Source organism: Providencia sp. PROV223 (genome assembly GCF_028479245.1).
In the GTDB taxonomy this organism is placed as follows: domain Bacteria; phylum Pseudomonadota; class Gammaproteobacteria; order Enterobacterales; family Enterobacteriaceae; genus Providencia; species Providencia rettgeri.
In genome coordinates this window covers 314,838-339,947 of the sequence record NZ_JAMPNG010000001.1, presented here as the reverse complement: position 1 = coordinate 339,947, position 25,110 = coordinate 314,838, and the positions used below count along the sequence as shown (strand labels likewise).

Here is a 25,110-nt window from a genome sequence, read left to right as displayed (position 1 = left end):
AAAGTTATCTAGGTGACAACGGGGATGAATATTAACGTTATGAAGTTCATCTGGCAAGGGGAAAATGTATTTTCGTGATAGTTTGCTCGTATTTAAAACTATCTGGTGCGAAATACATCTTCTCCCATAATAAAAAGCTTAAAAAACCGTCGATTAGCGCGCTGAACGAAGTAAAACAACATCCTCTGTCTGCTTATGGATCCACATAATTCGTGTCGCCATTCCTATTGCAGCCGCACTCAAACCAATAATAAAGCCAATCCAGAAGCCTTTAGGCCCCATCGCCGGTGCAATGATATCAGTTAACGCTAAGATATAGCCGGAAGGTAAGCCAAGTAACCAATATGCAGTGAAGGTAATAAAGAAAATAGAACGCGTATCTTTATAGCCACGTAAAATGCCCGCACCAATAACTTGCACAGAGTCTGACAACTGATAAATAGCGGCGTATAGCATTAAACTACTAGCTAAAACAACCACCTCGGGGTTTTTGTTATACATCATTGCAATCGGCTCACGGAAGACGGCTGTGAGAACCGCGGTAAAACAAGCGACCATTAAGCCAACAGCAATGCCAGTATAAGATGAAACTTTAGCCGCTTCAGTTGATTTCTGTCCCAAGTTGTAACCTACGCGAATGGTTGCAGCTATTCCTAATGATAATGGGAACATAAACATCACAGAGCTGAAATTCAACGCAACTTGGTGACCAGCTACTGCGACAACACCTAATGGAGCGACTAGCAGTGCAACGACAGCAAATAAAGTGACTTCAAAGAAAAGTGCCAGACCAATTGGCGTACCTAACACAATAATTCGCTTCAAGATTAATGGATTTGGCGATGTGAAAGAGAGTGTAGGGCGAATATCACGCTGCGCAGTAGCACGTTTCACATACCATCTCATCATCAGACACATAGCCCAATACACTGATGCGGTGGCGACACCGCAACCAACACCACCTAAAGCGGGGGCACCAAAGTGACCATAGATAAAGATATAGTTAATGGGAATATTAATCATTAAGCCGAGAAAACCAATCACCATCCCCGGCTTGGTTTTTGAAAGCCCTTCACATTGGCTACGATATACTTGATAAAATAAGTAGCCTGGCGCACCCCACATAATAGCATGTAAAAAACGGACAGATTTATCCGCCAATTCTTTATCAATATGGGGCATATTACTAATAATTAGCTGACTATTATAAAGAAGGCACATAATACCTAAGGCTAAAAGTAGCGCTAACCACAGGCCCTGTTGAATTTGGTCACCAATTAAGTTACGACGACCTGACCCATTCATTTGTGCAACGATTGGGGTTAATGCCATTAAAATCCCTTGGCCAAAAAGAATAGCTGGCAGCCAGATGGAAAAACCAACTGCAACTGCGGACATCTCAATTTCACTAACGCTTCCAGCCATAACTGTATCCACAAACCCCATCGCAGTTTGTGAAAATTGAGCTAAAACGATAGGAATACCAAGTGCCAACAAGCTACGCGCTTCTGTAAAATATTTCTGCACGCATACACCTTTGTAATAAAAGCAAGTAAGAGGAAAAAAATTAGAAAAATAAGTGAGTTACTTAAAACTCATTGATTATTAAAAACCGCTCATTCTATCCCGTTTCTAAATAGATTCCAATAATGATATGGTAACAAACTATAAAAGAGCATTTTCAAGCCTAATATATTACTGAATATAAGGTTTATTATCGTGTTGTTTACCACTCAAATAGGATAGATCTCTAAAAATTCTGATGTAAACTGAGTCTATTAATCCACTACACTGAGAATCATTATGTTTACAGGCATTGTTCAAGCGACTGCTCCTATTATTGAAATTACAGAAAGAGCCAACTTTAGAACTCATGTAATGAAGTTTACCCCAGAATTGCTGAAAGGTTTAGAGACAGGGGCTTCTGTTGCGCATAATGGTTGTTGTTTGACGGTAACAAAAATTGATGGCGAAAGAGTCAGTTTTGATCTAATTAAAGAAACCCTGAGATTAACTAATTTGGGGGAATTGCAAGAAGGTGATGTTGTTAATATCGAACGTGCCGCAAAATACGGTGACGAAATAGGTGGGCATGTTGTTTCTGGTCATATTATGACAACCGCTGAAATTAGTAAAATCTTCACATCTGAAGATAACCATCAAATTTGGTTGTCAATTCATGATAGACCATTAATGAAATACATTTTACATAAAGGCTTTGTAGCGATTGATGGCATTAGTTTAACTGTCGGTGACGTGATCAATAATCGTTTTTGTGTGCATCTCATTCCTGAAACATTAGAGAGAACAACATTAGGTAAAAAACGTTTGGGTGATAAAATAAATATTGAGATAGATCCACAAACTCAGGCGATTGTTGATACTGTTGAGCGTGTTTTAAATCAAAAAGAACAAGAAAGATTATTACAACAAGCAGAAGAATTGGCTGACGCAGCAAAAACAGAGTAAATAGGCATGCAAAGTAATAACCGTGTTTCGTGCTTGAAAGATAAATAGCGGCATAAACAGTCAGGTAGGCTATAGCAATAATGGTTTATGCTATAGCCTGAATGAAACACGTTCAATCTTTGTTTCTTGAATGTAGGTTATGAAGTTCTATTAAATAAAGATGATTAAAATTCTCAAAAATGACAACTAGCTCTAGCTTTCATTATTAATAGATCATCTTTCACTAAAATTGACAGAAAAGCTGGCGTTATCACGTTCAATTGCTTCAACTAATCGCCTGAAATGAGGGCTATTTTTATGCATCTCTAATGCCTGAGTGTCTTCCCATTCCTCGAAAACAATGTAACCATTCTCTTTAGCCATAAGATCATATTGAATGCATCCTTTCTCTCGGCGGCTTAGTTTTGCTAAGTCACGAACGATTTCTTTCGTTAAATACCCATCGGTCCTTTCTGTTGTAATTTGGGCATACACAACAATACTCATTCCGTTCTCCTTATGTATTAAGAACTATCTTAATGGGTACTTAGTTTTTGTATTGTAAAAAAGCGAATAACTCGATTTTAAAAATGCCGACGGCGTCATAGTAAAGTATCTTTTAAAATCACGGTAAAAGTGGGATTGATCATAATAGCCTGTTTCAAACCAGCGGTAGGTGTCTTGTTCTACTACCATACTTTTTAAAACATGTTCTAAGCGACAATTGATCTGGTACCTTTTTGGCGTAATACCATATTCTTTTAGAAACTCTTTTTGAATGACACGGACATGTAAGCCGGTCTCTTCGGCAATTTCAGTGATTTTTTTAGTTGGGTTACGATATAGCAACTCTAAGATTTCATCTATGAAATGAGGTTTTTTCTTGGCTTTTGTCTTATTAAAACACTCTAACAGCTCTTTAAATGAAGAATTAGCTAAAGCTTCAAACCAGCGGTCTTCCCATATGCCACTCAATGCGATGGGTTTATCCGTATAATTTAGTGTGCTTTGAGGTAGTAAAAAACGTAAGGCATCATGACGAATACGTAATACCATGACTTTAGAATGATTGGGGCTAGCAGTAAACGTATTAACCCTAGGAATAATAAGTTGGTATGAGTCTGCGACTGAGTCGCTCTCTGTTGTCATGCAAAAAGCATCTGATGAAACCCAGATTTCAGCACCAGTTCCAGGGAAAATTTTAATTGCCTCTGTAAACTCTTTGATTATCAAAATAGAACTAACAAAGGATTTTAATTCATCTGGTGGATAATACTGTTTTAACATCATTTTTGAGCACTCATTATTTAATGTCGCAATGATAACGTTTTTTAACAAGAAAATTAACCAAGAAATATCTATATCTTAGTAGATGACAAAATAAAAGCCTTATTTTTTAGTGAAATCCGCTTTGAATAAAGAAAATTGATGAGAGAATATTAGGGGTTGTAAGTTAAGAATAATGGGTTATATAGCAACATACTTAATAAATATTACCGTATCCTCACAAGTGCTATACACTGAAGGAGCATTTTCTTGAATTCACTAAAATAAAAACCATGCCGAGTCTTATCGGCATGGTTGATTCAGTAAACTACACTTTATGAGTTCGCTTGGTAATCGACTTGCTTAAGAGTTTGATTGTTTTTGCTGGCACAACGTTGCATAAAATAGCCAATGGCCATTGGAATAATTGTGACTGCCATGACCCCGGTTGTTGCCAACAATGGATCGAAGGTCAAGGCAGAAACAAGTAGGCTTGCTAAAAAACATAGCCCTAATTGTAAGGCATTTTGTAACGCAGCTGCTTTACCACTCGCACTAGGAAATGTATTTAGTGCTTTAGATACTGCAATTGGGTAAGAGGCTCCATTCATTGCTGCCATAAAGCAGAATGGGATCAAGATCATGGTTAATGATGGTGTGGTATAGATAGCCATGATAAATAAAATGGACATGCTTAGCGCGTAACCAAGAAGTAACAATGGAAATATTGTTTCTGCTCGGATTTTTGCTAATAAAATACGGCAGCCATATCCACCAATAATGAAGGCTAGAGTTTGTGGAATATAACTCAAACCAATATCAGCAGGATTGAAGCCCATATTGCGTAAAATAAAGGGAGAACCTGTTAGCCAAGCGAAGAAACCTGCACTACAGGATGCATAAACTAGTACGTTGCCGCTGAAAACAGGGGAACTGAGCAAATTTGAGAAAGAAATCTTAGCTTGTGGTTGGTTGTCATCAGTTATTGTTTTAACTGAAACATTTTTCAAAAAGAGCGTTGGTAATAAAAGTAATATACCCACCGCCATTAGGATCAGGAAAATTGCTTCCCATGTTTGGTGCTCAAGAACCCATGCACCTAATAATGGCGCTAAAGCAGGGGATAGCGCGACTAGCGGCATAATAGAAGCAAAAACTTTTTGGGTATTTGCTTCATCATAGCGGTCGATAACTAGTGCTTGCCATAAAACAGCCGCGGAGCAGACTCCAACCGCCTGTAAAAAACGTAGTGTTAATAGCTGTGTTGCGGTTTCCACCCAATAAATAGCTAAGCTACTTAAAATGAAAATAGTTAAGCCCACAATGAGAACAGGCTTACGGCCAAGTTTGTCTGATAATGGCCCCCATAATAGCTGAGCGAAGGCAAAACCAGCTAAAAAGATACTGAGAGAAGCACTGATCGCGCCTTCGGATGTATGCAGGGTGTCTTGCATAGCACCAAATGCAGGTAAATACATATCAATGGCTAAAAACCCCAGCATGCTAAGTCCTGCAAGGTACACCATAAACCCAGGGGCGTTTTTTTTCACAGTATTCGACATAATTATTACTTATCTGATATTTAAAAAAATGTTAATGATGACGCCATTGTATAGGCTATTTTTTTAGGTTGTGAAACGGTAATATTTGGATCTTGTTATCAAAATTTTTGAAAGGAGAAGTTATGTGGTCTGCGCATGCACTCGAAGTGATTGATGCAGTTGCTCGAACTGGAAGCTTTAGTGGTGCTGCTGAAGAATTGCACCGTGTACCTTCTGCAATCAGCTATACCGTTAAGCAAGTTGAAGAATGGCTTGCGGTTCCTCTGTTTGAGCGTCGACATCGTGATGTTGTGCTAACGGAAGCTGGGGCGATATTTATTAAGGAGAGCCGTTCTGTTATCAAAAAAATGACAGATACTCGTCACCAGTGTCAGCAAGTTGCGAATGGTTGGCGTGGTCAATTTAGTATTGCCGTTGATTGTATTGTCAAACCACAGCGGACAGAACAGCTAATTCTTGATTTTTATCGTCATTTTCCTGATATCGAACTCTTTATTCATCCAGAGGTGTTTAATGGGGTGTGGGATGCACTTGCTGATGGGCGTGTAGATGTTGCGATTGGTGCGACTCGAGCATCTCCAATTGGTGAAAGGTATAGTTTCCGTGATATGGGTTTTATGTCGTGGATGTGTGTTGCAAGCCCAGAGCACCCATTAGCCAGAATAGGTGAAAAACTGACCGATGATCAAATGAGAGAGTACCCTAGTTTGTGCCTTGAAGATACTTCACGTAACCTACCCAAACGTGATACTTGGGCTCTTGATAACCAGCGTCGGCTTGTTGTACCTTACTGGGAAAATGGCTTAGCTTGTTTAGTTAATGGGTTATGTGTTGGGATGGTACCTGAGCATCGAGCGGCTCCGCTTTGTGAAAACGGCCAATTAGTTGAACTATCATTAGCGCAGCCTTTTCCACCCAGTCCTTGCTGTTTAACTTGGGTGGAAAATAATACATCACCAGCGCTCAGCTGGTTGTTAGATTACCTTGGCGATAACGAAACGCTTAACGCAGAGTGGCTTTCAACCTAGTTATTCGTACTATCGGCGGTAATCGATAAATGGACCATCTGCAACAGAACGACGTTCTACAAGGCGAGGGTGGACTTCGATTGTTTGAGCATCTTCGCGCTTATTGACGATACGATCGAGCAGCATTGTGAAGGCCATTTGCCCTAAACGCTCTTTGGGTTGGTGGATTGTGGTCAATGCCGGTGTAAAATAGCGCGCATTTCGCACATTATCATAGCCAATGATTGAAATGTCTTGTGGAACACGTAATCCCATTTCATCAGCGGCACAAATTGCTCCCATTGCCATGATATCACCACCACAAAATACAGCGGTAGGGCGATGTTTATGGCTTAAAATTTGCGTCATTGCTTTATAGCCAGACTCAGGTTCGAAATCCCCCTGAACTATCCATTCTTCTTTTAGTGTAATTTTGGCCTCTTCCATTGCTTTTTTGAAGCCAGTTAAACGCCCAATACCTGTATTTCTTTCAAGTGAACCAGGGATCACTCCAATATCGCGATGCCCACGGTCAATTAAATAGCGACCTGCTAGGTATCCACCATGGAACGAGTTATCAATAATGCTATCTGTAAAATCGCCACGAGAAGTTCCCCAGTCCATGACTACCATTGGGATATTGCGGTAATCTTCTAGCATACCAATTAAGGTATCAGGGTACTCGGAACACATCACAAGTAAGCCATCAACGCGCTTTTGTGCTAGCATCTGTAAATACGCTTTTTGTTTTCCCAAATTGTTATGAGAATTACAAAGAATCAGCGTATAGCCTTTTTCATAACAGCTATTTTCAACAGATTCGATCACCTCAGCGAAGTAAGGCGCTTCACTGGAAGTTGCTAACAACCCAATCGACTTTGTGTGGTTAACTTTTAAACTACGGGCAACCGCACTTGGCGAATAATTGAGCTCTTTAATTGCAGCCCAAACCGCAGCCTTAGTGTCATCAGCTACAAAGCGCGTTTTATTAATAACATGGGATACGGTTGTGGTAGATACGCCAGCGCGCTTCGCCACATCTTTAATCGTTGCCATGGGGGAAAAAAACTCCTGACCAATAACCGGTCTCTATAAGAATTCTTGTTAAAAAATTACCTGCATATTGATGCATTGATCCTTTGCTGGCAATAATTTAGCGATTTGTTGTCGATTTTGTCTGATCTAGCGCAAAAACGAAAGAAATAATTGATGTTATAACATGTGATATAGACACTAGTTTTACTTTTTTGGATATGTATACTTAATAACCTTTATTGTTTCATGGTTATTTATTAATTCAATTACATTAGAATGAGAGGAACTCATGGATACAGATGTTAAATATGGATTGCTTGCTGCGCTGGGCTCATTAGCATTAATTATCTTTCTTGCTGCGCATATTTTCTGATTTTATTTCAGCCTTGAGTAGGGTGAATTTAAAAGGGCGAGTATATCTCGCCCTTGCTGTATCTAAACTTAGCAACAAGCAGAAATTGTTATGCTAAATTTTCTTCCACAAATTTCCAGTTAACCAGTGCCCAGAAGTTTTCTAAATATTTAGGGCGAGCGTTACGGTAATCGATATAGTAAGCGTGCTCCCAAATATCAACAGTTAACACGGGCTTATCATCACCAGAAATAGGTGTTGCAGCGTTAGATGTATTCACTATAGCAAGGCTATCATCCGCTTTTTTCACCAGCCATGTCCAACCTGCACCAAAGTTTTTGGTTGCTGCATCAGTAAATTGAGCTTTAAATTCAGCGAAAGAACCGAATGATTTATTGATTGCATCAGCTACTTTACCTGTTGGTTCACCACCTGCATTTGGCGCTAAGCAATTCCAATAGAAAGTGTGATTCCAAACTTGTGCTGCGTTGTTAAAAACTCCGGCTTCAGAAGTTTTGATAATTTCTTCTAAAGATTTTCCTTCAAAGTCAGTGCCTTTGATTAGGTTATTTAAGTTAACAACGTACGTGTTATGGTGCTTACCATAGTGATATTCTAAGGTTTCAGCTGAGATATAAGGTTCTAAAGCATCTTTTGCATACGGTAAAGCGGGTAGTTCAAATGACATTGCGTACTCCTTGATTGCTTTTATATCAAAAAACTTAGGGTGTTTGCTCTTAAAATGAGCGAAATAGTCGGTTACTGCTTATCATTAGAGTTTCGCCTATCGGCGATATGATATTTAATATATTAATGATAACACGTTAAACCTTACAAAGGTAAAGGTAATAGCGTTACTCAAATGTTAACAAATAAATAGGGGAGTTACACATAGAAATCATATGGATATTCCGAATAGATGACCTGAATATATCAAATATGCATTTTTAACTAGAAATAGCTGCTTGTTTGACTTAGGTAAAGAGAAGATAGAAAAGATGCCTTTTTGCTTTTTGGAATGCTATAGTAATGCCCCTATAAAACTGGCATATTGTATGAAACAATTCAGTTTCTTATTATATCAGTCAATGTATTCTGTTAAGTTGCGGTAGATTCTCAGTTACCGGCTGACTGCAAACCTGCATCTTTGTTTTAAGGAAGTTAAAAATGACAACTATTGAAAGAATTGAGCGCCAAATTAAAGAAAACCCAATTTTATTATATATGAAAGGCTCTCCTAAACTTCCGAGCTGTGGTTTTTCTGCTCAAGCAGTACAAGCTCTGTCTTCTTGTGGTGAGCGTTTTGCTTATGTTGATATCTTACAAAACCCAGATATTCGCGCTGAATTGCCAAAATACGCAAACTGGCCGACTTTTCCACAATTATGGGTGGATGGTGAGCTGGTCGGTGGCTGTGATATCATCATGGAAATGTTCCAGCGTGGTGAGCTCCAGTCTCTAATCAAAGAAACTGCGGATAAATATCGTCCAGCAGATGAAGCTAGCGCAGACTAAATTAAGCCACAAATAAAAGACGTAAAAACCGTATTTGACGAAGGCATTTTTGCTTTACATCAAATACGGTTTTTTCTGTCATGGTGATTTACTAAAAGATTATTGACTGTCTTCAATAATTGGCCAACCACCCAATTTTTTCCACTTATTAACGATTTCACAAAATAGCAAAGCCGTGCGATTCGTATCATACAGTGCGCCATGAGCTTGTTTACCATCGAATGGGATACCCGCAGAAACACAAGCTTTTGCCAGAATTGTTTGACCAAATACAAGGCCACTCAGTGCTGCAGTATCGAAGGTCGCAAATGGATGGAAAGGATTACGTTTTAAACCTGCTCGCTCGGCCGCATTCATGACAAAGCTGTGATCAAAATTAGCATTATGAGCGACAATAATTGCGCGATTACAATCTGTGTTTTTCATTCCTTTGCGAATGACTTTAAATATCGCATGAAGGGCGTCATATTCGCTAACAGCACCGCGTAGAGGGTTTGTTGGATCAATTCCGGTGAAGGCAAGAGCGGACGGTTCAAGATTCGCCCCTTCAAAAGGTTCTACATGAAAATGCAATGTTTCATCCATGGAGAGCCAGCCGTCTTTATCCATTTTTAAGGTGATGGCAGCAATTTCTAACAGGCCGTCAGTTTTTGCATTAAACCCACCAGTTTCAACATCAATAACGACAGGATAGTATCCCCTAAAGCGGTTCACTAGGGCGTTTGGATTGTTTTTTTCAGACATTAGGACTTTCGATTTTAGTTTTCTAGTTGGATGACATTATGCCAAAACCAGTAAAAATTTGCAGGTAAACGGTGATAGAAGTTTAGGTGCTAAGTTAGGTACCTAAACTTCTAAATCATATCGCGAATTAATGGCCTAAGCCTTTACTTGCGCTTTTATTTTCGATCAGTTCAATTTTATAACCATCAGGATCTTCCACAAATGCAATCACAGTGGTTCCGCCCTTAACAGGGCCCGCTTCACGTGTGACGTTTCCACCTGCGTTACGGATATCATCGCACGTTTTTGCAACATCATCGACGCCTAGAGCGATATGACCATATGCATTACCCATATCGTATTGGTCAACACCCCAGTTATAGGTCAACTCTATGACGGCGCCTTCACTTTCATCGCTGTAACCAACAAACGCGAGAGAGTATTTATACTCTGTGTTTTCACTCGTTCTTAATAAGCGCATGCCTAACACTTTTGTGTAAAAATCAATAGAACGCTGCATATCAGTAACACGTAACATAGTATGGAGTAAGCGCATTTTAAACCTCTTAGAATCAGCCTGAATCGATTTACCTATTAATATAACGTGCTTAAATTAATAAATACAATGATTACAGTTTGTTTTTTGGACAAATAATGGTAATACTCATTTTTAGGAGTATATCACAGATTTAATGTGATTTTTTCTTTTAAAGGGGAAACTTATGGCCGAACAACTTGAATTTTTTGAGATCCCCAGCCCTTGCCGTGGTATTTGTCAAAGTAATGAGCAAGGTTATTGTCGAGGTTGTTACCGCACTCGTGATGAACGCTTTAATTGGCTAAAATTCTCGGATACTGAAAAACGAAATGTACTTCGTTTATGTCGCCAACGCTATTTAAGAATATTAAATAAAAAACCAGATCAAGAAAAAATCATCGATAAGCAACAACGACTCTTTTAATTCCCAGCGTCTTAATTCACATTAGGAATAAAACAAATGTTTTATTCCTAATGTGAATTAATTCAACTGGAATTAATGATAAGCTATTTATTTCTTGGTTTATATTTCAATGAAATTTTATTTATTAAAAATTAGTATAGGTTAAATCAAAATGACTGTAATTAACATGATTTTAAGATTAACTATATTCATTTGTTTTTTAAAGGTTTATTTGTCGTTGTTTTTTTTATTGTTATTCATGACTACTATAAGAGGTAAAATAGATAGATCAAAAAGGAGAGTGCGGCTATTCTTATTAATAAGATAATTGATAGGTTATCTTATTAAGCCTGGATTGAGATAATGGATGAGTTTGCGAAGTATTAATGGGAGTTATACCACATAATAAACCAGTCATTATAACTAGAAATAGGTATTTAATAGCTAATGTATAAATAAAAAGTTGTAAATATAAAAGGAAATTAATATATAATTCAAAAAATAATATGAAGACGGTATGTTTTTTAGACATTATAATTATATAAAGGAGGGTAAATTGGAATCACAAATTGGGACAGAGTTATCACGTGTTGTTCGCATGTGGAGAGCATTAATCGACTATCGTTTGAAGCCTCTTAAACTCACACAGACACATTGGGTTACATTACATAATATAAGTCAACTACCACCTGAACAATCACAAATACAGTTAGCGAAAGCGATTGGTATTGAACAGCCTTCATTAGTAAGAACTCTAGATCAGTTGGAGGAAAAAAAACTTATTTCTAGACATACTTGCACAAATGATAGGAGAGCTAAAAGAATAAAATTAACTGAAGAATCTGAACCTTTTATTAAAACTGTAGATCAAGTCATAAATAATACGCGTCTAGAAATATTGAATAACATTAGCCAAGATGAGCTTTATCAGTTGTCACAATTACTTCTGAAGCTTGAAAAGAATATTTTAAGACTGCAAAATGATTCTTGATGTAAAAATAATATGACTAGCTAATAAATGATATGCTAATTATTAAATTGGCAATAAAAATAATTGGATCATGCAATTTTTATAGGGTAATAATAGGATGAGTAATCACACTTGGTTATTGTTCTTGTTGAATGATTGCTGTGAAATATAATTAAAGTTGTAAATTGTATGTCTCGACGTTGCTTTTGTTTTTTTAATTAGCTAATTCATTGGTGCGTATTAATTAATAACAAACAATTGATTAGAGGGGATAGGCTAAAATAAGTTTATTGGTTTGAAAGCAAGGCATTTATGTGTAAACAAGAATTTACATTGCTTAAAAGCCATGCATGATAAATATAAAATATGATTATCAAACATAAAGTTATTATATTATTCAGCAATATTTTTATAAGAAATGCTCACCGGCAATAGCCGGTGAGCATACCTAATTTAGTAACCATAAGATTATCGAGGAGATACAGTAACGGTATTTCCGCTATTCGCAATCATAACGCGTTGACCATTACGGAAGGTGTTTGGGTCTTGTTTTTGAACTACAACAATGTTTTTGCCGCTATCAAGGCGGATTTCTAATTGAACACCTTGGCTTCTATTTAATGCGCCTTGAGCTTCTTGGCCAGCTAAGCCACCAGCGATAGCACCCGCAGCAGTTGCTAATGTGTTACCTGTCCCACCACCGATAGTGTTACCTAATAACCCACCAAGTACTGCACCACCAATGGCGCCAATTACGTTGCCGTCTTCACCAGCTTGAATAGTCACAGGGCGAGCATTCAGAACAGTACCATAAGTCACAGTCTGTACCTGTTTCGCATCCTTGGCTGAAATAGTATCACCAGAAAGCGTACTGGTATTGACACAGCCTGATAAAGCTGCAACTGCTACAACACCTACAAAAACTTTCTTAAGCATAAGAACTCCTATGAGATTTGCTGTCTGTGGCACTAACATAGCATCGTATATTTGTTTTCACCATAAACACAACAAGTATCAAAATAATGGTATTAAAAAGCGATGGTTAGATTACCGATATTGATTTAAATAAAGTGTAAACACTAGGTAAAATATCTCAAATTCGCGATTATTTCATTCAATAAGGCACTCTTTGTTAAATATTCAATAGGGTAGTCAGCTTATGAGCATCTTTTCGCACCCGTTGCCAAACAGAAATAAGGTGTTAAAACTTTAGCTGAGGTACAGAACCGTAATGCCGAGCTGATAAATATATTATGTACCATTATATTGGAAATGAAAATTTCAGGTATTACAAAACGTCTTTTTTATTTGGGTTGTCTAGCAATTTTGAGTTTTAAAGCATTTATTTATTATTCCTGCGAAGCGCGCCGAGAAATTGCATCGAATTGTTGACAAAATTTGTCATCAAAGCACAATCTTTTGTAGTTGAGCGTTGTAAAGTCAATGTGCACTCTGAAGGAACAAGAATAATGATGAAATCAGGTCGTTACATAGGGGTTATGTCAGGAACTAGCCTAGATGGTGTTGATGTCGTTCTTGCTGCAATTAGTGACAAATTTGTCGCAGAGCAATCCAGTTTGAGTGTTGCATTTCCTATTGAATTAAAAAAAAGAATTTTAGATATATGCCAAGGACAAGTAACAACGCTATCAGAGGTTGGTAAAATTGATAGAGAGCTAGGCTCTTTATATGCAGATGCAATAAACCAGCTTCTTACTCAAACAGGGCTAACATCTGAAGATATCATTGCCATTGGTTGCCATGGTCAAACTGTTTGGCATGAGCCTGATGGCGAGCAACCTTTTACTATGCAGTTAGGTGATAATAACCGTATTGCGGCTTTAACGGGGATCACAACGGTAGGTGATTTCCGGCGAAGAGATATGGCTTATGGGGGGCAGGGGGCACCTTTAGTTCCTGCATTTCATTTAGCTGTTTTAGGGCATTCTACAGAAAAACGAATTGTACTAAATATTGGTGGAATAGCTAATGTGACAGCTTTGTTACCTGGTGCTTATGTCAAAGGTTATGACACTGGACCTGGCAATATGTTAATGGATACCTGGAGTTGGCGTATTAAGCAAAAGGCATTCGATAAAGATGGTGAATGGGCCAGTCGTGGTCAAGTTGACCATGCATTACTAAAAGCGATGCTAAGTGACCCATACTTTAGGCGTTCATCACCGAAAAGTACGGGGCGAGAGTATTTCAACACACAATGGTTAGAACAGCATTTGGCTCATTTTCCTTCAATTTCAGTTGATGATGTGCAAGCAACGCTGTGCGAATTGACAGCAGCCTCTATTGCAGAGCAAGTGTTACTATGTGGCGGTTGTGAGCGCTTGATAGTCTGCGGTGGTGGAGCAAAGAATACCTTTCTAATGCAACGGATGGCTGCCTTACTGCCTGGGATTGAAGTGGCGCCAAGTGATAAATTTGGTCTGAGTGGGGATGATATGGAAGCCTTGGCATTTGCATGGTTAGCTGCTCGAACCATTTCTGGGCTTTCAGGGAATTTGGCTTCTGTAACTGGTGCAAGCCAAGAAACTGTGCTTGGGGCGATATACCCTAAAAATAGTAATAAAAAATAATTGTGGTTAAGGATGCAAAAATGAACGAACTAGGTGAGATTGACCTCGCAGCAGTACGTCGAGAATATACAAAAGGTGGGTTAAGACGCCATGATTTAACACCAAACCCATTGACCCTTTTCGAACTATGGATGAAACAGGCATGCGAAGCTCGTTTGAGTGACCCAACAGCCATGTGTGTTGCTACGGTGGATGAAACCGGGCAACCCTACCAGCGTATCGTACTATTAAAACATTTTGATGATAAAGGCCTGGTATTTTATACCAATTTAGGTAGCCGAAAAGCGCAGCATTTAGAAAAAAACAATAAAATTAGCCTGCATTTTCCATGGTATCCATTAGAGCGCCAAGTCAATTTCATAGGCGTTGCCGAACGTTTAAACCCTATTGAAGTAATTAAATATTTTCATAGTAGGCCAAAAGATAGCCAAATTGCAGCATGGGCATCAGCGCAATCTTCTAAAATCTCAGCACGTGGTATTTTAGAAGGGAAATTCTTAGAGCTAAAACAAAAGTTTAAGAATGGTGACGTCCCACTACCCAGTTTTTGGGGGGGATATCGAGTGGTATTTGATAGTGTTGAATTTTGGCAAGGCGGTGCTCACCGTTTGCATGACCGTTTTTTATACCAGCGAGAAGAGAGTGGCTGGAAAATTGACAGATTAGCCCCTTAGGATCATGTTTTTTAGCTGGCACTTAATTGATATGCGCTTTATGCTATAGCTTCATTTAAGAAAACTGACAAATTACACTGGTGAGTTTTTGACAAACCTCTCAAACTTACTGGTCATTTAAACCAATATAGATAGACAAAATACAACTGATGGAGTCATTGATGTCTAGCAATAACCTGATTAAACAATTGCAAGAGCGGGGCCTCGTTGCCCAGGTAACGGATGAGGATGCGTTAGCAGAGAGACTGGCGCAGGGCCCTATCTCTCTCTATTGTGGCTTCGATCCTACCGCTGATAGCTTGCATTTGGGACATCTGGTTCCTTTGCTGTGTTTAAAACGATTCCAACTAGCCGGGCACAAGCCTGTGGCGTTGGTCGGTGGCGCAACGGGCCTTATTGGAGATCCGAGCTTTAAAGCTACTGAACGTAAATTAAACACCACAGAAACCGTTCAAGAGTGGGTAGAGAAAATTCGTAACCAAGTTTCACCATTTCTAAGTTTTGATTGCGGTGATAACAGTGCACGCCTTGCTAACAACTATGATTGGTTTGGCAAAATGGATGTACTGACTTTCTTGCGTGATATTGGTAAGCACTTTTCTGTTAACCAAATGATTAACCGTGAGTCTGTTAAGCAACGCTTAAATCGTGATGACGTTGGTATCTCTTTTACTGAGTTTGCTTATAACCTTTTACAAGGTTATGACTTTGCAAATTTGAACAAAGAGATGGGTGTGGAACTGCAAATTGGTGGTTCTGACCAATGGGGTAACATCACTTCTGGTATCGATTTAACTCGCCGTCTACACCAAAACCAAGTATTTGGCATGACGGTACCTTTGATTACCAAAGCAGACGGTACTAAATTCGGTAAAACTGAGGGTGGTGCAGTTTGGTTAGACTCCAAGAAAACTAGTCAATATAAATTCTACCAGTTCTGGATCAACACTGCAGATGCCGATGTTTATCGCTTCTTAAAATTCTTCACATTTATGGAAATAGATGAAATCAATGCACTGGAAGAAGAAGATAAAAACAGCGGAAAAGCGCCTCGGGCTCAATATGTATTGGCAGAATTAGTCACTAAACTGGTACATGGTGAAGAAGGGCTTGCTGCTGCAAAACGTATTACTGAAAGCTTATTCTCTGGTGCAGTATCTGATTTAACTGAAGCTGATTTTGAACAATTAGCTCAAGATGGTATTCCTTGTATTACCTTAGAAGCAGGTGCTGATTTACAGCAAGCTTTAGTAGATTCAGAGTTAACGCCTTCTCGTGGGCAAGCAAGAACGGCAATTAGTTCTAATGCGGTATCTATTAATGGCCAGAAACAAACTGAGCCAATGTATGTCTTCTCTGATGTAGACCGCCTGTTTGGGCGTTATACATTGATCCGTCGCGGTAAGAAAAACGACTGTTTAATTAATTGGAAATAGCTCTGACTAACCTTTGTAATATCAGCCCGGAATCTTCCGGGCTATACTCGTCATAATTCAAACTGTATTGGTGTTGACTGCGCTAGGCTCTCTGAATTGCATACTGATGTATGTCCTCGGCTTATTTTCTTATGTCACCTATATATGACTTGGATTATTTGGAGTGTATTCATATTTGCAATGGGTAATCACTGATTTCTCTTCATTCGACATAACAATTTTTTGGGTTCTCAATGAAAAGCGTATTATCAATTCAATCCCATGTTGTTTTCGGCCATGCAGGAAACAGTGCTGCTGCATTTCCTATGTGCCGAATGGGCGTAGATGTGTGGCCACTCAATACCGTACAATTTTCGAATCATACACAGTACTCACAATGGACTGGAAGTGTCTTTCCAGCGCAACACTTAACCGATATCGTTGATGGTTTAGCTAAAATCCATAAATTAGAAATTTGTGATGCTGTATTAAGTGGCTATATTGGGTCTGCAGAGCAAGGGAATGATATTCTTGCTATCGTGCAAAGAGTAAAAGCAGCAAACCCCCGAGCCCTGTATTTTTGTGATCCAGTCATGGGGCATCCTGAGAAGGGTTGCATTGTTGCTCCTGGGGTTGCTGAATTCCTTTGTGAGCGCGCACTGGCTGCTAGTGATGTCATTGCACCAAATTTACTAGAACTAGAAACCTTAACGGGTAGAACCATTAAAAATGTCGACGAGGCCGCGCAAGCTGCCCGTGAATTGTGCCACAAAGGCCCTAAAATAGTGCTTGTTAAGCATTTAAGTCGTGCGGGATATCGTGCTGATCGTTTTGAGATGATTTTGGTTACTGCGGAACATAGCTGGCATGTTAGTCGTCCATTAGTTGATTTTGGTGAAAAACAACCTGTTGGTGTTGGTGATTTGACCAGTGGTTTAATGTTGGTTAACTTATTGAAAGGTGAGCCTTTAGATAAGGGATTAGAGCACGTCGCAGCTGCGGTATATGAAGTGATGATAAAAACCAAAGAAATGGAAGAATACGAATTACAACTCGTTGCTGCTCAAGACAAAATGGTTAACCCAAAACATAATTTCTGTGCAACACAATTAGATTAAATTGATTTGTATTATCAAAGATAGCGCTCTACTGAAAGAGCGCTATTTTACAGATTAGATTAGGCCTTCCGCTTTTAATGCGTCTTGAACATTAGGGCGTTTAGCTATTTTAGCACTGTAATCTTGCAGGTGGTTTAAGCTAGTCAAATCAAGCCCAACGTGTTTTGCCCAATTACTAACCGTAAATAAATAGGCATCAGCGACACTAAAAGTATCTCCAGCAAAGAAAGCTTGTTTAGCGAGCACGCTATCAACATACTCAAACTTATTAAACAATACCTTACGGACAGTATCTTTATACTCTTCTGGTGTCCCTGGAGTGAATAAAGGTGAGAACGTTTTATGTAGCTCTGTTGAAATAAAATTCAAGGCTTCTAGTTGGTGATAACGCTTCATCGAACCTGGAAGTGCGATCAGGTTACGATCCGGTTTTTGATCCGCAATATATTGAACAATAACAGCACCTTCAGTGAGTTGTTCGCCATTATCTAGCACTAAGGTTGGTACCTGTCCTTTTGGGTTTATTGCTAAAAAGTCTTCACCTTTCTCAGTCTTTTTTTCTTTTATATTCACTCGCTCAATACTGAAATCTAAACCAGTTTCACGCAGAATGATGTGGGGAGAAAGTGAGCAAGCACCGGGAGCGTAATATAATTTCATCATAAAACTCCTAAATTGTTGGATTGGCATTCATATAGCAAATAAACACATATCATTTAAGTATATCATTACTTTTTGTTAACGAATTGCCATCAGGTGCGAGTTAAAAAATAAAACCTAAAATCGGATGGAAAGTATCGTTAATATTAATAGGTAGTGTAAACCCAGCGCTTAAAACTATAAAAAATAAAAATGCATAAATCTAAGATAGTTACCTTATGTAGGGGATAACTATTTTGTTAAACTCCTCGCCTTGTCTTATGAAAAAAAACATACAAAATAATAAAAAATTAGGTGAGTAAATAAATGACCAGTTTGTGTCAAAAATTGAATGTGTTAGGGAAATTAGACCAAATTTTAATGGCACATCAACCGAATAATAGCCATGGCATTAAACGTTTTCTATTAGAGTTTTGGTTTTTCGGTTTAATTAATGCTCGTTCTTGTTTATTCGCTGGTTTTTTCTTTCTGGCGCTATTTTTGGTACCAGCTAAAGGGCTAATTGGCATCCCTCGCTATGACTTGTTATTGATTTTTGCAGTTGCCTTTCAAGCCTTGTTAGTGTGGTCAAAACTGGAAACCTGGGATGAGTTAAAGGCTATTTGTGTTTTCCATTTAGTTGGTTTTATGATGGAGTTGTTTAAAACGTCAGCAACGATTGGATCATGGCAATATCCAGATGAAGCTTACACTAAGCTTTGGGGAGTTCCTTTATTTACTGGCTTTATGTATGCCGCTGTAGGGAGCTATATCATTCAATCTTGGCGATTTTTTAAAGTAAGAATTGAACACTATCCACCCTATTGGATGGCAACATTAGTTGCATTAGCTATTTATATTAATTTCTTTAGCCATCATTATATTGATGATTATCGCTGGTATTTAGCTGCATTTATTATGGGGTTGTATGCCCGTAGTGTGGTTTTTTATACTCCGCTAGATAAAGAACGAAAAATGCCATTATTGCTCGCATTTATGCTAATTGGCTTTTTTATTTGGTTGGCTGAGAATTTTGGGACATTTTTTGGTGTTTGGCAATATCCAAACCAGATTGGAGCTTGGTCAATGGTACATGCAGGCAAATGGGGAGCATGGTCACTATTGGTGATTGTCACATTTACGATAGTCGTTCACCTTAAACATATTAAGGCTAATGTCACGATATCACGCTAAATAACGAGTTTAGTTCATTGTCTGTGAGTAAAATTCATCACAGACAATGGAAAAGCCATTATAAGTCTTGTCGCCAGGCATCTATTGACAGAGGCTCACCAAAGTGGCTTTCAATTAGTCGTCGGGTAACGTCATGAAGAGGGGCGGCTAAAACTTCTGCTGTATTACCACGTTCGACAACTTCACCTTTATCCATCACAAGCATTTTATCGCTGACGTGTTTCATCATCCCTAAGTGCTGGGTAACATAGATAAATGCAATATCTTGTTTTGCTTGCAAATCTAACATTAAGTTGATGATCTGTGACCGCATGGACATGTCTAACGAAGCTAGTGCTTCATCAGCAATGATAATTTCGGGTTGTAGAATAAGCGCTCTTGCCAGTGCAATACGTTGTTTTTGCCCCGATGCTAACATATGTGGGTAATATTCAGCGTGGTCAGCAAGTAACCCGACTTGGCGAAGCGTTTGAATAATGCGCCTTTCACGTTCTATGCCAGTTAAGTCAGTGTTTAATTTTAAAGGGAGTTCAAGCGTTTGACCAATACGCTGCCTTGGATTTAGGGACGTACTTGGATCTTGAAAAATCATACGAATACGCTGGCAACGGTAGCTATAATCACCAAAATTAAGTGGTTGTCCGTGTATAAAAATATCGCCGCTGGTGGGTTCTACAACGCCGGATAACATTCGCGCAAGAGTTGATTTTCCTGAGCCATTGGCACCAATAATGGCTAATGTTTGGCCTGCCTGTAAGTTAAAGCTAACAGGCTTAACAGCTTGCAATTCGTGCCGATGAAATAGGCCCTCACGAAAACGGAAAGTTTTGGTGAGATTACGGACTTCAAGTAAGGTTTCCATTTAAGATTGTTCCTCGGTGTTTAGCGGATAATGGCAAGCAACGAGGTGGCCTTTAATATTGCGCAGTTGAGGCGCATTGATGCAAGTACGTTGTGCATAAGGGCAACGGGGGCCAAGACGGCAACCAATCGGCAAATGTTCAAGAGAAGGAATTGCACCGGGTAACGTATTTAACCGCCCTTTATGGGGAAGAGGGCTTTCAAAATCTGGGATTGAACGGATTAACGCTTGGGTATAAGGGTGGCGTGGTCGCTGTAGGATATCTTCTGGTGTTGCGCTCTCAACCGTTTGCCCACAATAGAGTACGTTGATGCGGTCAACAAGTTTTGACATCATTTCCATATCATGGCTAATGAGCAAAATTCCCATATTATTGTTTTGATTTAATTTATCCAGTAAACGGAAAATTTGTGCTTGAGTGGTAGACTCCATCGCATTGGTGGGTTCGTCGGCGATTAATAACCGTGGTTGGTTAGCTATCGCAATCGCTATCATGACTTTTTGACATTCACCATCGGTGAGTTCATAAGGGTAACTGCGCATGATATCTTTATGATCTTTTATCCCCACACGGTGTAACAGTTCTATTGCACGGCGTTTACGCCAATTAAAACGTTGCCACCAGCGGCCTTTATATGTCCATCCAGGAATCGATTGGATAAGCTGTTTGCCTATATCAGCGGCTGGATCGAGACAAGATTGTGGTTCTTGAAATATCATGGAGATATTATGACCAATTAACTTACGACGTTTACGTGGGCTGAGTTTTAGTAAGTCAATGTCTTGAAAGCGAAAACGGTCGGCTTTCACACGAATGTTGTCTTTCGTTACGCCACAGATAGCTTTTGCAATAAGGCTTTTACCGGAACCTGATTCGCCGACTAAACCTCGAATTTCCCCTTCAGATAATGTCATTGATACGCGATCAACAGCTTTGACTGGGCCATTGGCAGTCATAAATTCGATAGTTAAATTGCGGATGTCTAGTAGTGGCATTATTCAACTCCCGCATTGATGGCACGGTGTAGCCCATCACCTAAAAGGTTAACAAAAAGCACGCTTATCATGATAGCAACACCGGGTAAGATAACTGTCCAGGGAGCAACGTAGATAAGCTCTAAAGTATCTCCTAGCATGGCACCCCATTCAGAAGATGGAAGTTGTGCACCTAAATCAAGAAAACCTAAAGCGGCAATATCTAAAATGGCAATTGAAAGTGCTCGAGTTAGTTCAGTGACGAGAATAGGAGTAATGTTTGGCAGTACGGTATACCATAAAATAAAAATGTTTGAAGCGCCATCTAGGCGTGCGGCAACGATGTATTCTTTATCTAACTCATCATGTACAGCAACATAGATGGTTCTTACCATTCGCGGAATTAATGCAAGGCAAATAGCGAGCATCGCATTTTCTAAACTAGCTCCCATAAAAGCGACGACAATAATAGCGAGTAATAAGGATGGAATTGATAGCAAGGTATCGAGTATATGGTTAAAAACTGCAGATTTTAACCCGCGAGTCATTCCCGCTAGGCAGCCGAGAACTAATCCAATTAGTGTTGCAATCAGTGTGACTAAAATAGCTGCACCAAACGTTGATTTAGTGCCAATTAATAGCCGACTCAGAATATCGCGGCCAAGGTCGTCAGTCCCAAAGAAGAAGGCAACATCACCATAATGAGACCAAGACGGTGGTGTTAATTGGTAACCTAAAAATTGTTGGTCTAGTGAATAAGGTGCTAGATAAGAGCCAACAAAGCATAAAATTAATAAAACTAACACACCAAAAAATCCCACCATAGAAACCACATCTGATGAGAAGATATTCCATACCACTCGTGTTGGGGATGGCATTTTTTGTTCACGATAAAAATTATCTGAGGACATACCAATCCTTATGTTTTAATGGGTCCATCATGGCGCCTAAAATATCAGACAACACATTTACAGTAATCACTAGTGCGCCAATTAGCATCACGCCAGCGGATATTGCGGAGTAATCTTCTTGGCGGATAGCAGTAACTAACCAACGGCCAAGCCCTGGCCAGTTAAAAACGAGTTCAGTTACCATGGTCAGTGTCAGCATAGTAGAAAACTGTAGCCCAAGCTTAGGAATAATGGGGGGGATAGCATTATGAAAAATATGGCGGCGGATGATTTTAATTCGTGACAACCCTCGAATAGCGGCTGCTTTGATATAATTTTCACTGGCGACTTCTTCGGTGCTATTACGTACCAACCGAATAACCTCGGTTGTTGGTGCGAGTGCCAAAGTCAGAACCGGTAACACCATGTGTTCAAGTACATTGATGATCATATCTTTACGATAGGGTGAATCCGAAAGCCATGCATCTACCAAGGCAAAGCCAGTTACTGTTTTTAAATTGTATAATAGGTCAATTCGACCCGATACAGGTAGCCACCCTAAATGTAATGAGAAAAAGAGGGTTAAAACGAGTGCGAGTACAAATACAGGGACAGAAAATCCTAATAAAGCAAAAACACTGATAGCAATATCCGCTGGTTTATTACGCCAAAAAGCAGCGATAATCCCAAGTGGAATACCTGTCGTTAAAGCAAAAATAAACGCTAAAATGCATAACTCCATGGTGGCAGGGAATGTGTCTTTTAATTGTTCGGTGATGGGTTCCCCGTTAATACTTGAAACGCCAAAATCAAAATGAAGTAAGCCTTCAAAATAAAAAATATAGGCATCGATAAGTGATGCGCCACTCAGTGGTGCATTAGGCGTAAAATAGCTTAAGCTAAAGCTGACTAGTGATAGAAAGAATACCGTGACTAATAAAAGCAAAAAACGACGCAGTGAATAAATTATCATGGTTGCTGCCTCTGTTTTTTCGGAGAAACTTTTTCAGCCTGTTCCATTTCCCGATACACACCGGCAAATGAGGTATTACCAAACGCACTGATCATTAGCCCTTTTATATCATAGCGATAGGCCTGTAAACGTAAAGAGTAGGCAAGGGGTAAGACAGGTAAATCTTCCCCTAAAATTTGCTGTGCCTGATGGTAATAATCTATACGTGCGGCTAATTGCTGTGTCAATAGTGCCTTATGTAAGATTTCATCAAAAGCGGGGTTACACCAATGGCTTAAATTGGTTTGGGAACCAATCGCCGCACAGCTTAGTAGCGGGCGGAAAAAACTGTCAGGGTCATTACTGTCAGTTGTCCAACCTGCTAATGTCATATCATGGGTTCTATCCATTAATTGGTTTTCTTGGAAGCGGCCTTCAACAGAACGGATATTCATAACAATACCAACCTGTGCCAAGTCTGCTTGGATAAGCTCAGCCATTTTTAGTGGGCTAGGGTTATATGATTGCGAAGCGATCGGCACCCATAAATCCAGTTTTAGATTTTCTAACCCCATCTCTTTGAGCATTTTTTTGGAACGTTCGGGGTTATAGTCAGTGATCTTTGCTTGATTATCATAAGCCCATGAGGCTCTAGGTAAAATAGATGCAGCTGTTTCTGCTGTACCGTAATAAATTGATTGCATTAGACGTTCATTATTAATTGCATAAGCAATTGCTTGACGTACTTTTAGTTTATCTAATGGTGGTTTACTGGTATTAAATGCGAGATAGGCAATATTCATCCCAGAACGCATAGAAATCCGCAAACGTGGGTCATCTCGTAATACTTTTAATTGGCTTGCTGCAGGGTAGGCTAAAACATCACATTCCCCGGTGAGTAATTTCGAAATGCGACCAGTTCCTCCGGCCCCCATATCAACAACCACTTCTTCCATACGCGGTAAACCCTTCCAGTAATTGTCATTTCTGAGAAGTCTAACGAATTGCCCGGCTTGGTAGTCATCTAAATGAAATGGCCCCGTACCCACAGGTCGCCAATCAATTAGCTCTTGGCGATTGATACTTGAAAGGTAATCAGCGTACTCGGATGAAAGGACAGGAGCATAGTGTGTTGCTAGGTGCCATAAAAAAGACGCATCAGGTGAATTTAAGCGGAACTCCACCGTATGGTTATTAATTTTACGTATACTTTGGACACTATTGGCAAATTGTAAACTATCGAAATAAGGGTAACGTCCCCCATTGATATAATGATAAGGATGGTTTACCTCAAACATGCGAGAAAAGCTAAACACGACATCATCAGCATTCATATTGCGCGTTGGTGTATACCAAGCTGTGTTTTGAAACTTTACATCTTTACGCAGGTATAAGCGGTAGGTTGCGCCGTTATCGAGAACTTCCCAGCTAGCAGCCAGTTCTGGAACCAAACGATAGGTAAATGGATCAACATCTAATAGGCGATCATAAATTTGAGCACCGAGAGGGTCGACAATTAACCCGCTACTGACTAGTTGTGGATTAAATGTCGTTACGATCCCATTTACACAGTAAATAAAACCTTTTTGGCGTATATCTGCAGGAACCTCGTTAGCCACAATATCGGTAAAGCGCTCTTGGTTATTAAGCGCTTGTGCAGACACAGAAATGAGAAATAAAAACCAAAGAGTTAATAGGCGCATACCACTGACATCGTTAACTAGAATTGACCTATTGTAGCCTAAAAATGGGGGGACAGGGTATAAGCAAAATTTAGCCCAAAAAAGCATGAAAATTAAGCTAAAAAGGAAGTTATTAATATAATGCTTAACTTAAATTATTAAATTAATCATTGAAGTATGTCTTAATGAGAAAATATCTCATTAAAAAGCTTTACAAATGATACTGATAACGATTATCATTCGTTTTGTCACTTAAGCCAAGTGCTTATGTAGACAAGGCATGACATTGCTCACATTGC

General features: G+C 39.2%; 25 protein-coding genes. 10 read left to right on the top strand and 15 right to left on the bottom strand.

The window, feature by feature from the left end; all coding sequences use genetic code 11:
- Positions 1 to 153: 153 nt before the first annotated feature.
- Positions 154 to 1,527 carry an MATE family efflux transporter gene (locus tag PR767_RS01645; RefSeq protein WP_004910423.1) on the bottom strand — a complete coding sequence of 458 codons (1,374 nt, stop codon included), beginning with the start codon at positions 1,525 to 1,527 and terminating at the stop codon, positions 154 to 156.
- Positions 1,528 to 1,803: 276 nt separating this feature from the next.
- Here PR767_RS01645 and PR767_RS01640 point away from each other — a divergent pair, with 276 nt between their 5' ends.
- On the top strand, positions 1,804 to 2,469 hold the full coding sequence (locus PR767_RS01640; protein ID WP_272519788.1) for a riboflavin synthase subunit alpha: 666 nt from the start codon (positions 1,804 to 1,806) through the stop codon (positions 2,467 to 2,469).
- 213 nt (positions 2,470 to 2,682) lie between these two features.
- Here PR767_RS01640 and PR767_RS01635 read toward each other — a convergent pair whose 3' ends face one another.
- The 3 genes from PR767_RS01635 to punC form a co-directional block, all read right to left on the bottom strand.
- On the bottom strand, positions 2,683 to 2,955 hold the full coding sequence (locus PR767_RS01635) for a putative quinol monooxygenase (protein ID WP_004910428.1): 273 nt from the start codon (positions 2,953 to 2,955) through the stop codon (positions 2,683 to 2,685).
- A 24-nt stretch (positions 2,956 to 2,979) separates the two neighbouring features.
- Positions 2,980 to 3,738, bottom strand: coding sequence for a helix-turn-helix transcriptional regulator (locus PR767_RS01630; RefSeq protein ID WP_226537834.1), 759 nt, complete (start codon positions 3,736 to 3,738; stop codon positions 2,980 to 2,982).
- 311 nt (positions 3,739 to 4,049) lie between these two features.
- Complete coding sequence (gene punC / locus PR767_RS01625) at positions 4,050 to 5,276, bottom strand: purine nucleoside transporter PunC (RefSeq protein ID WP_110731881.1); 1,227 nt, start codon at positions 5,274 to 5,276, stop codon at positions 4,050 to 4,052.
- Positions 5,277 to 5,398: 122 nt separating this feature from the next.
- Between punC and punR the strand changes: the two genes are divergently transcribed.
- A complete protein-coding gene (gene punR / locus PR767_RS01620) occupies positions 5,399 to 6,304 on the top strand; it encodes a DNA-binding transcriptional activator PunR (protein WP_004910433.1) in 906 nt (301 codons plus the stop codon).
- Between the two features lie 9 nt (positions 6,305 to 6,313).
- Here punR and purR read toward each other — a convergent pair whose 3' ends face one another.
- Positions 6,314 to 7,339, bottom strand: a complete 1,026-nt coding sequence (purR, locus tag PR767_RS01615; protein ID WP_272519787.1) for an HTH-type transcriptional repressor PurR — start codon at positions 7,337 to 7,339, stop codon at positions 6,314 to 6,316.
- 440 nt (positions 7,340 to 7,779) lie between these two features.
- Complete coding sequence (sodB, locus tag PR767_RS01610; protein WP_272519786.1) at positions 7,780 to 8,358, bottom strand: superoxide dismutase [Fe]; 579 nt, start codon at positions 8,356 to 8,358, stop codon at positions 7,780 to 7,782.
- Positions 8,359 to 8,837: 479 nt separating this feature from the next.
- Between sodB and PR767_RS01605 the strand changes: the two genes are divergently transcribed.
- Complete coding sequence (locus tag PR767_RS01605; protein WP_004910439.1) at positions 8,838 to 9,185, top strand: Grx4 family monothiol glutaredoxin; 348 nt, start codon at positions 8,838 to 8,840, stop codon at positions 9,183 to 9,185.
- 99 nt (positions 9,186 to 9,284) lie between these two features.
- Here PR767_RS01605 and rnt read toward each other — a convergent pair whose 3' ends face one another.
- Complete coding sequence (rnt, locus tag PR767_RS01600; RefSeq protein WP_004910441.1) at positions 9,285 to 9,929, bottom strand: ribonuclease T; 645 nt, start codon at positions 9,927 to 9,929, stop codon at positions 9,285 to 9,287.
- Positions 9,930 to 10,056: 127 nt separating this feature from the next.
- A complete protein-coding gene (gene gloA / locus PR767_RS01595; RefSeq protein ID WP_004910442.1) occupies positions 10,057 to 10,464 on the bottom strand; it encodes a lactoylglutathione lyase in 408 nt (135 codons plus the stop codon).
- 166 nt (positions 10,465 to 10,630) lie between these two features.
- Between gloA and PR767_RS01590 the strand changes: the two genes are divergently transcribed.
- Together PR767_RS01590 and slyA are read left to right on the top strand one after the other, a co-directional pair.
- Positions 10,631 to 10,870 (top strand): DUF1289 domain-containing protein, encoded by a 240-nt coding sequence (locus PR767_RS01590; protein WP_004910445.1) that lies wholly within the window; start codon positions 10,631 to 10,633, stop codon positions 10,868 to 10,870.
- A gap of 535 nt (positions 10,871 to 11,405) precedes the next feature.
- The gene (slyA, locus tag PR767_RS01585) at positions 11,406 to 11,840 is read left to right on the top strand and encodes a transcriptional regulator SlyA (RefSeq protein ID WP_109911336.1); all 435 of its coding nucleotides are present in this window, start codon (positions 11,406 to 11,408) and stop codon (positions 11,838 to 11,840) included.
- Between the two features lie 447 nt (positions 11,841 to 12,287).
- On the opposite strand, the gene PR767_RS01580 is transcribed toward slyA, so the two are convergent.
- Positions 12,288 to 12,755 (bottom strand): glycine zipper 2TM domain-containing protein, encoded by a 468-nt coding sequence (locus PR767_RS01580; protein WP_004910448.1) that lies wholly within the window; start codon positions 12,753 to 12,755, stop codon positions 12,288 to 12,290.
- A gap of 533 nt (positions 12,756 to 13,288) precedes the next feature.
- Here PR767_RS01580 and anmK point away from each other — a divergent pair.
- The 4 genes from anmK to pdxY all read left to right on the top strand — a co-directional run bounded on the left by anmK (position 13,289) and on the right by pdxY (position 17,617).
- Positions 13,289 to 14,410 carry an anhydro-N-acetylmuramic acid kinase gene (anmK, locus tag PR767_RS01575; protein WP_272519785.1) on the top strand — a complete coding sequence of 374 codons (1,122 nt, stop codon included), beginning with the start codon at positions 13,289 to 13,291 and terminating at the stop codon, positions 14,408 to 14,410.
- Between the two features lie 20 nt (positions 14,411 to 14,430).
- A complete protein-coding gene (pdxH, locus tag PR767_RS01570) occupies positions 14,431 to 15,084 on the top strand; it encodes a pyridoxamine 5'-phosphate oxidase (protein WP_004910451.1) in 654 nt (217 codons plus the stop codon).
- A gap of 161 nt (positions 15,085 to 15,245) precedes the next feature.
- Positions 15,246 to 16,520: a tyrosine--tRNA ligase gene (gene tyrS / locus PR767_RS01565; protein WP_272519784.1), complete on the top strand. Its 1,275-nt coding sequence runs from the start codon at positions 15,246 to 15,248 to the stop codon at positions 16,518 to 16,520.
- Positions 16,521 to 16,753: 233 nt separating this feature from the next.
- Positions 16,754 to 17,617, top strand: coding sequence for a pyridoxal kinase PdxY (gene pdxY / locus PR767_RS01560; RefSeq protein ID WP_109911272.1), 864 nt, complete (start codon positions 16,754 to 16,756; stop codon positions 17,615 to 17,617).
- 54 nt (positions 17,618 to 17,671) lie between these two features.
- On the opposite strand, the gene gstA is transcribed toward pdxY, so the two are convergent.
- The gene (gstA, locus tag PR767_RS01555) at positions 17,672 to 18,277 is read right to left on the bottom strand and encodes a glutathione transferase GstA (protein WP_004910457.1); all 606 of its coding nucleotides are present in this window, start codon (positions 18,275 to 18,277) and stop codon (positions 17,672 to 17,674) included.
- Between the two features lie 306 nt (positions 18,278 to 18,583).
- On the opposite strand from gstA, the gene PR767_RS01550 reads away from it, so the two are divergent.
- A complete protein-coding gene (locus PR767_RS01550; protein WP_042851575.1) occupies positions 18,584 to 19,450 on the top strand; it encodes a DUF817 domain-containing protein in 867 nt (288 codons plus the stop codon).
- A 58-nt stretch (positions 19,451 to 19,508) separates the two neighbouring features.
- Here PR767_RS01550 and sapF read toward each other — a convergent pair whose 3' ends face one another.
- The 5 genes from sapF to sapA are packed head-to-tail and all read right to left on the bottom strand — an operon-like array spanning position 19,509 to position 24,832.
- Complete coding sequence (gene sapF, locus PR767_RS01545; RefSeq protein ID WP_004910462.1) at positions 19,509 to 20,312, bottom strand: putrescine export ABC transporter ATP-binding protein SapF; 804 nt, start codon at positions 20,310 to 20,312, stop codon at positions 19,509 to 19,511.
- The gene (gene sapD, locus PR767_RS01540) at positions 20,313 to 21,308 is read right to left on the bottom strand and encodes a putrescine export ABC transporter ATP-binding protein SapD (RefSeq protein ID WP_004910464.1); all 996 of its coding nucleotides are present in this window, start codon (positions 21,306 to 21,308) and stop codon (positions 20,313 to 20,315) included. It lies immediately after the preceding gene.
- Entirely contained in the window at positions 21,308 to 22,198 is an 891-nt protein-coding gene (gene sapC / locus PR767_RS01535; RefSeq protein WP_272519783.1) for a putrescine export ABC transporter permease SapC, read from the bottom strand. Before sapC ends, sapD begins: the two co-directional genes overlap by 1 nt.
- Entirely contained in the window at positions 22,185 to 23,150 is a 966-nt protein-coding gene (gene sapB, locus PR767_RS01530) for a putrescine export ABC transporter permease SapB (protein WP_004910469.1), read from the bottom strand. Before sapB ends, sapC begins: the two co-directional genes overlap by 14 nt.
- Positions 23,147 to 24,832, bottom strand: coding sequence for an ABC transporter substrate-binding protein SapA (gene sapA, locus PR767_RS01525; protein WP_042851809.1), 1,686 nt, complete (start codon positions 24,830 to 24,832; stop codon positions 23,147 to 23,149). Before sapA ends, sapB begins: the two co-directional genes overlap by 4 nt.
- Between the last annotated feature and the right edge of the window lie 278 nt (positions 24,833 to 25,110).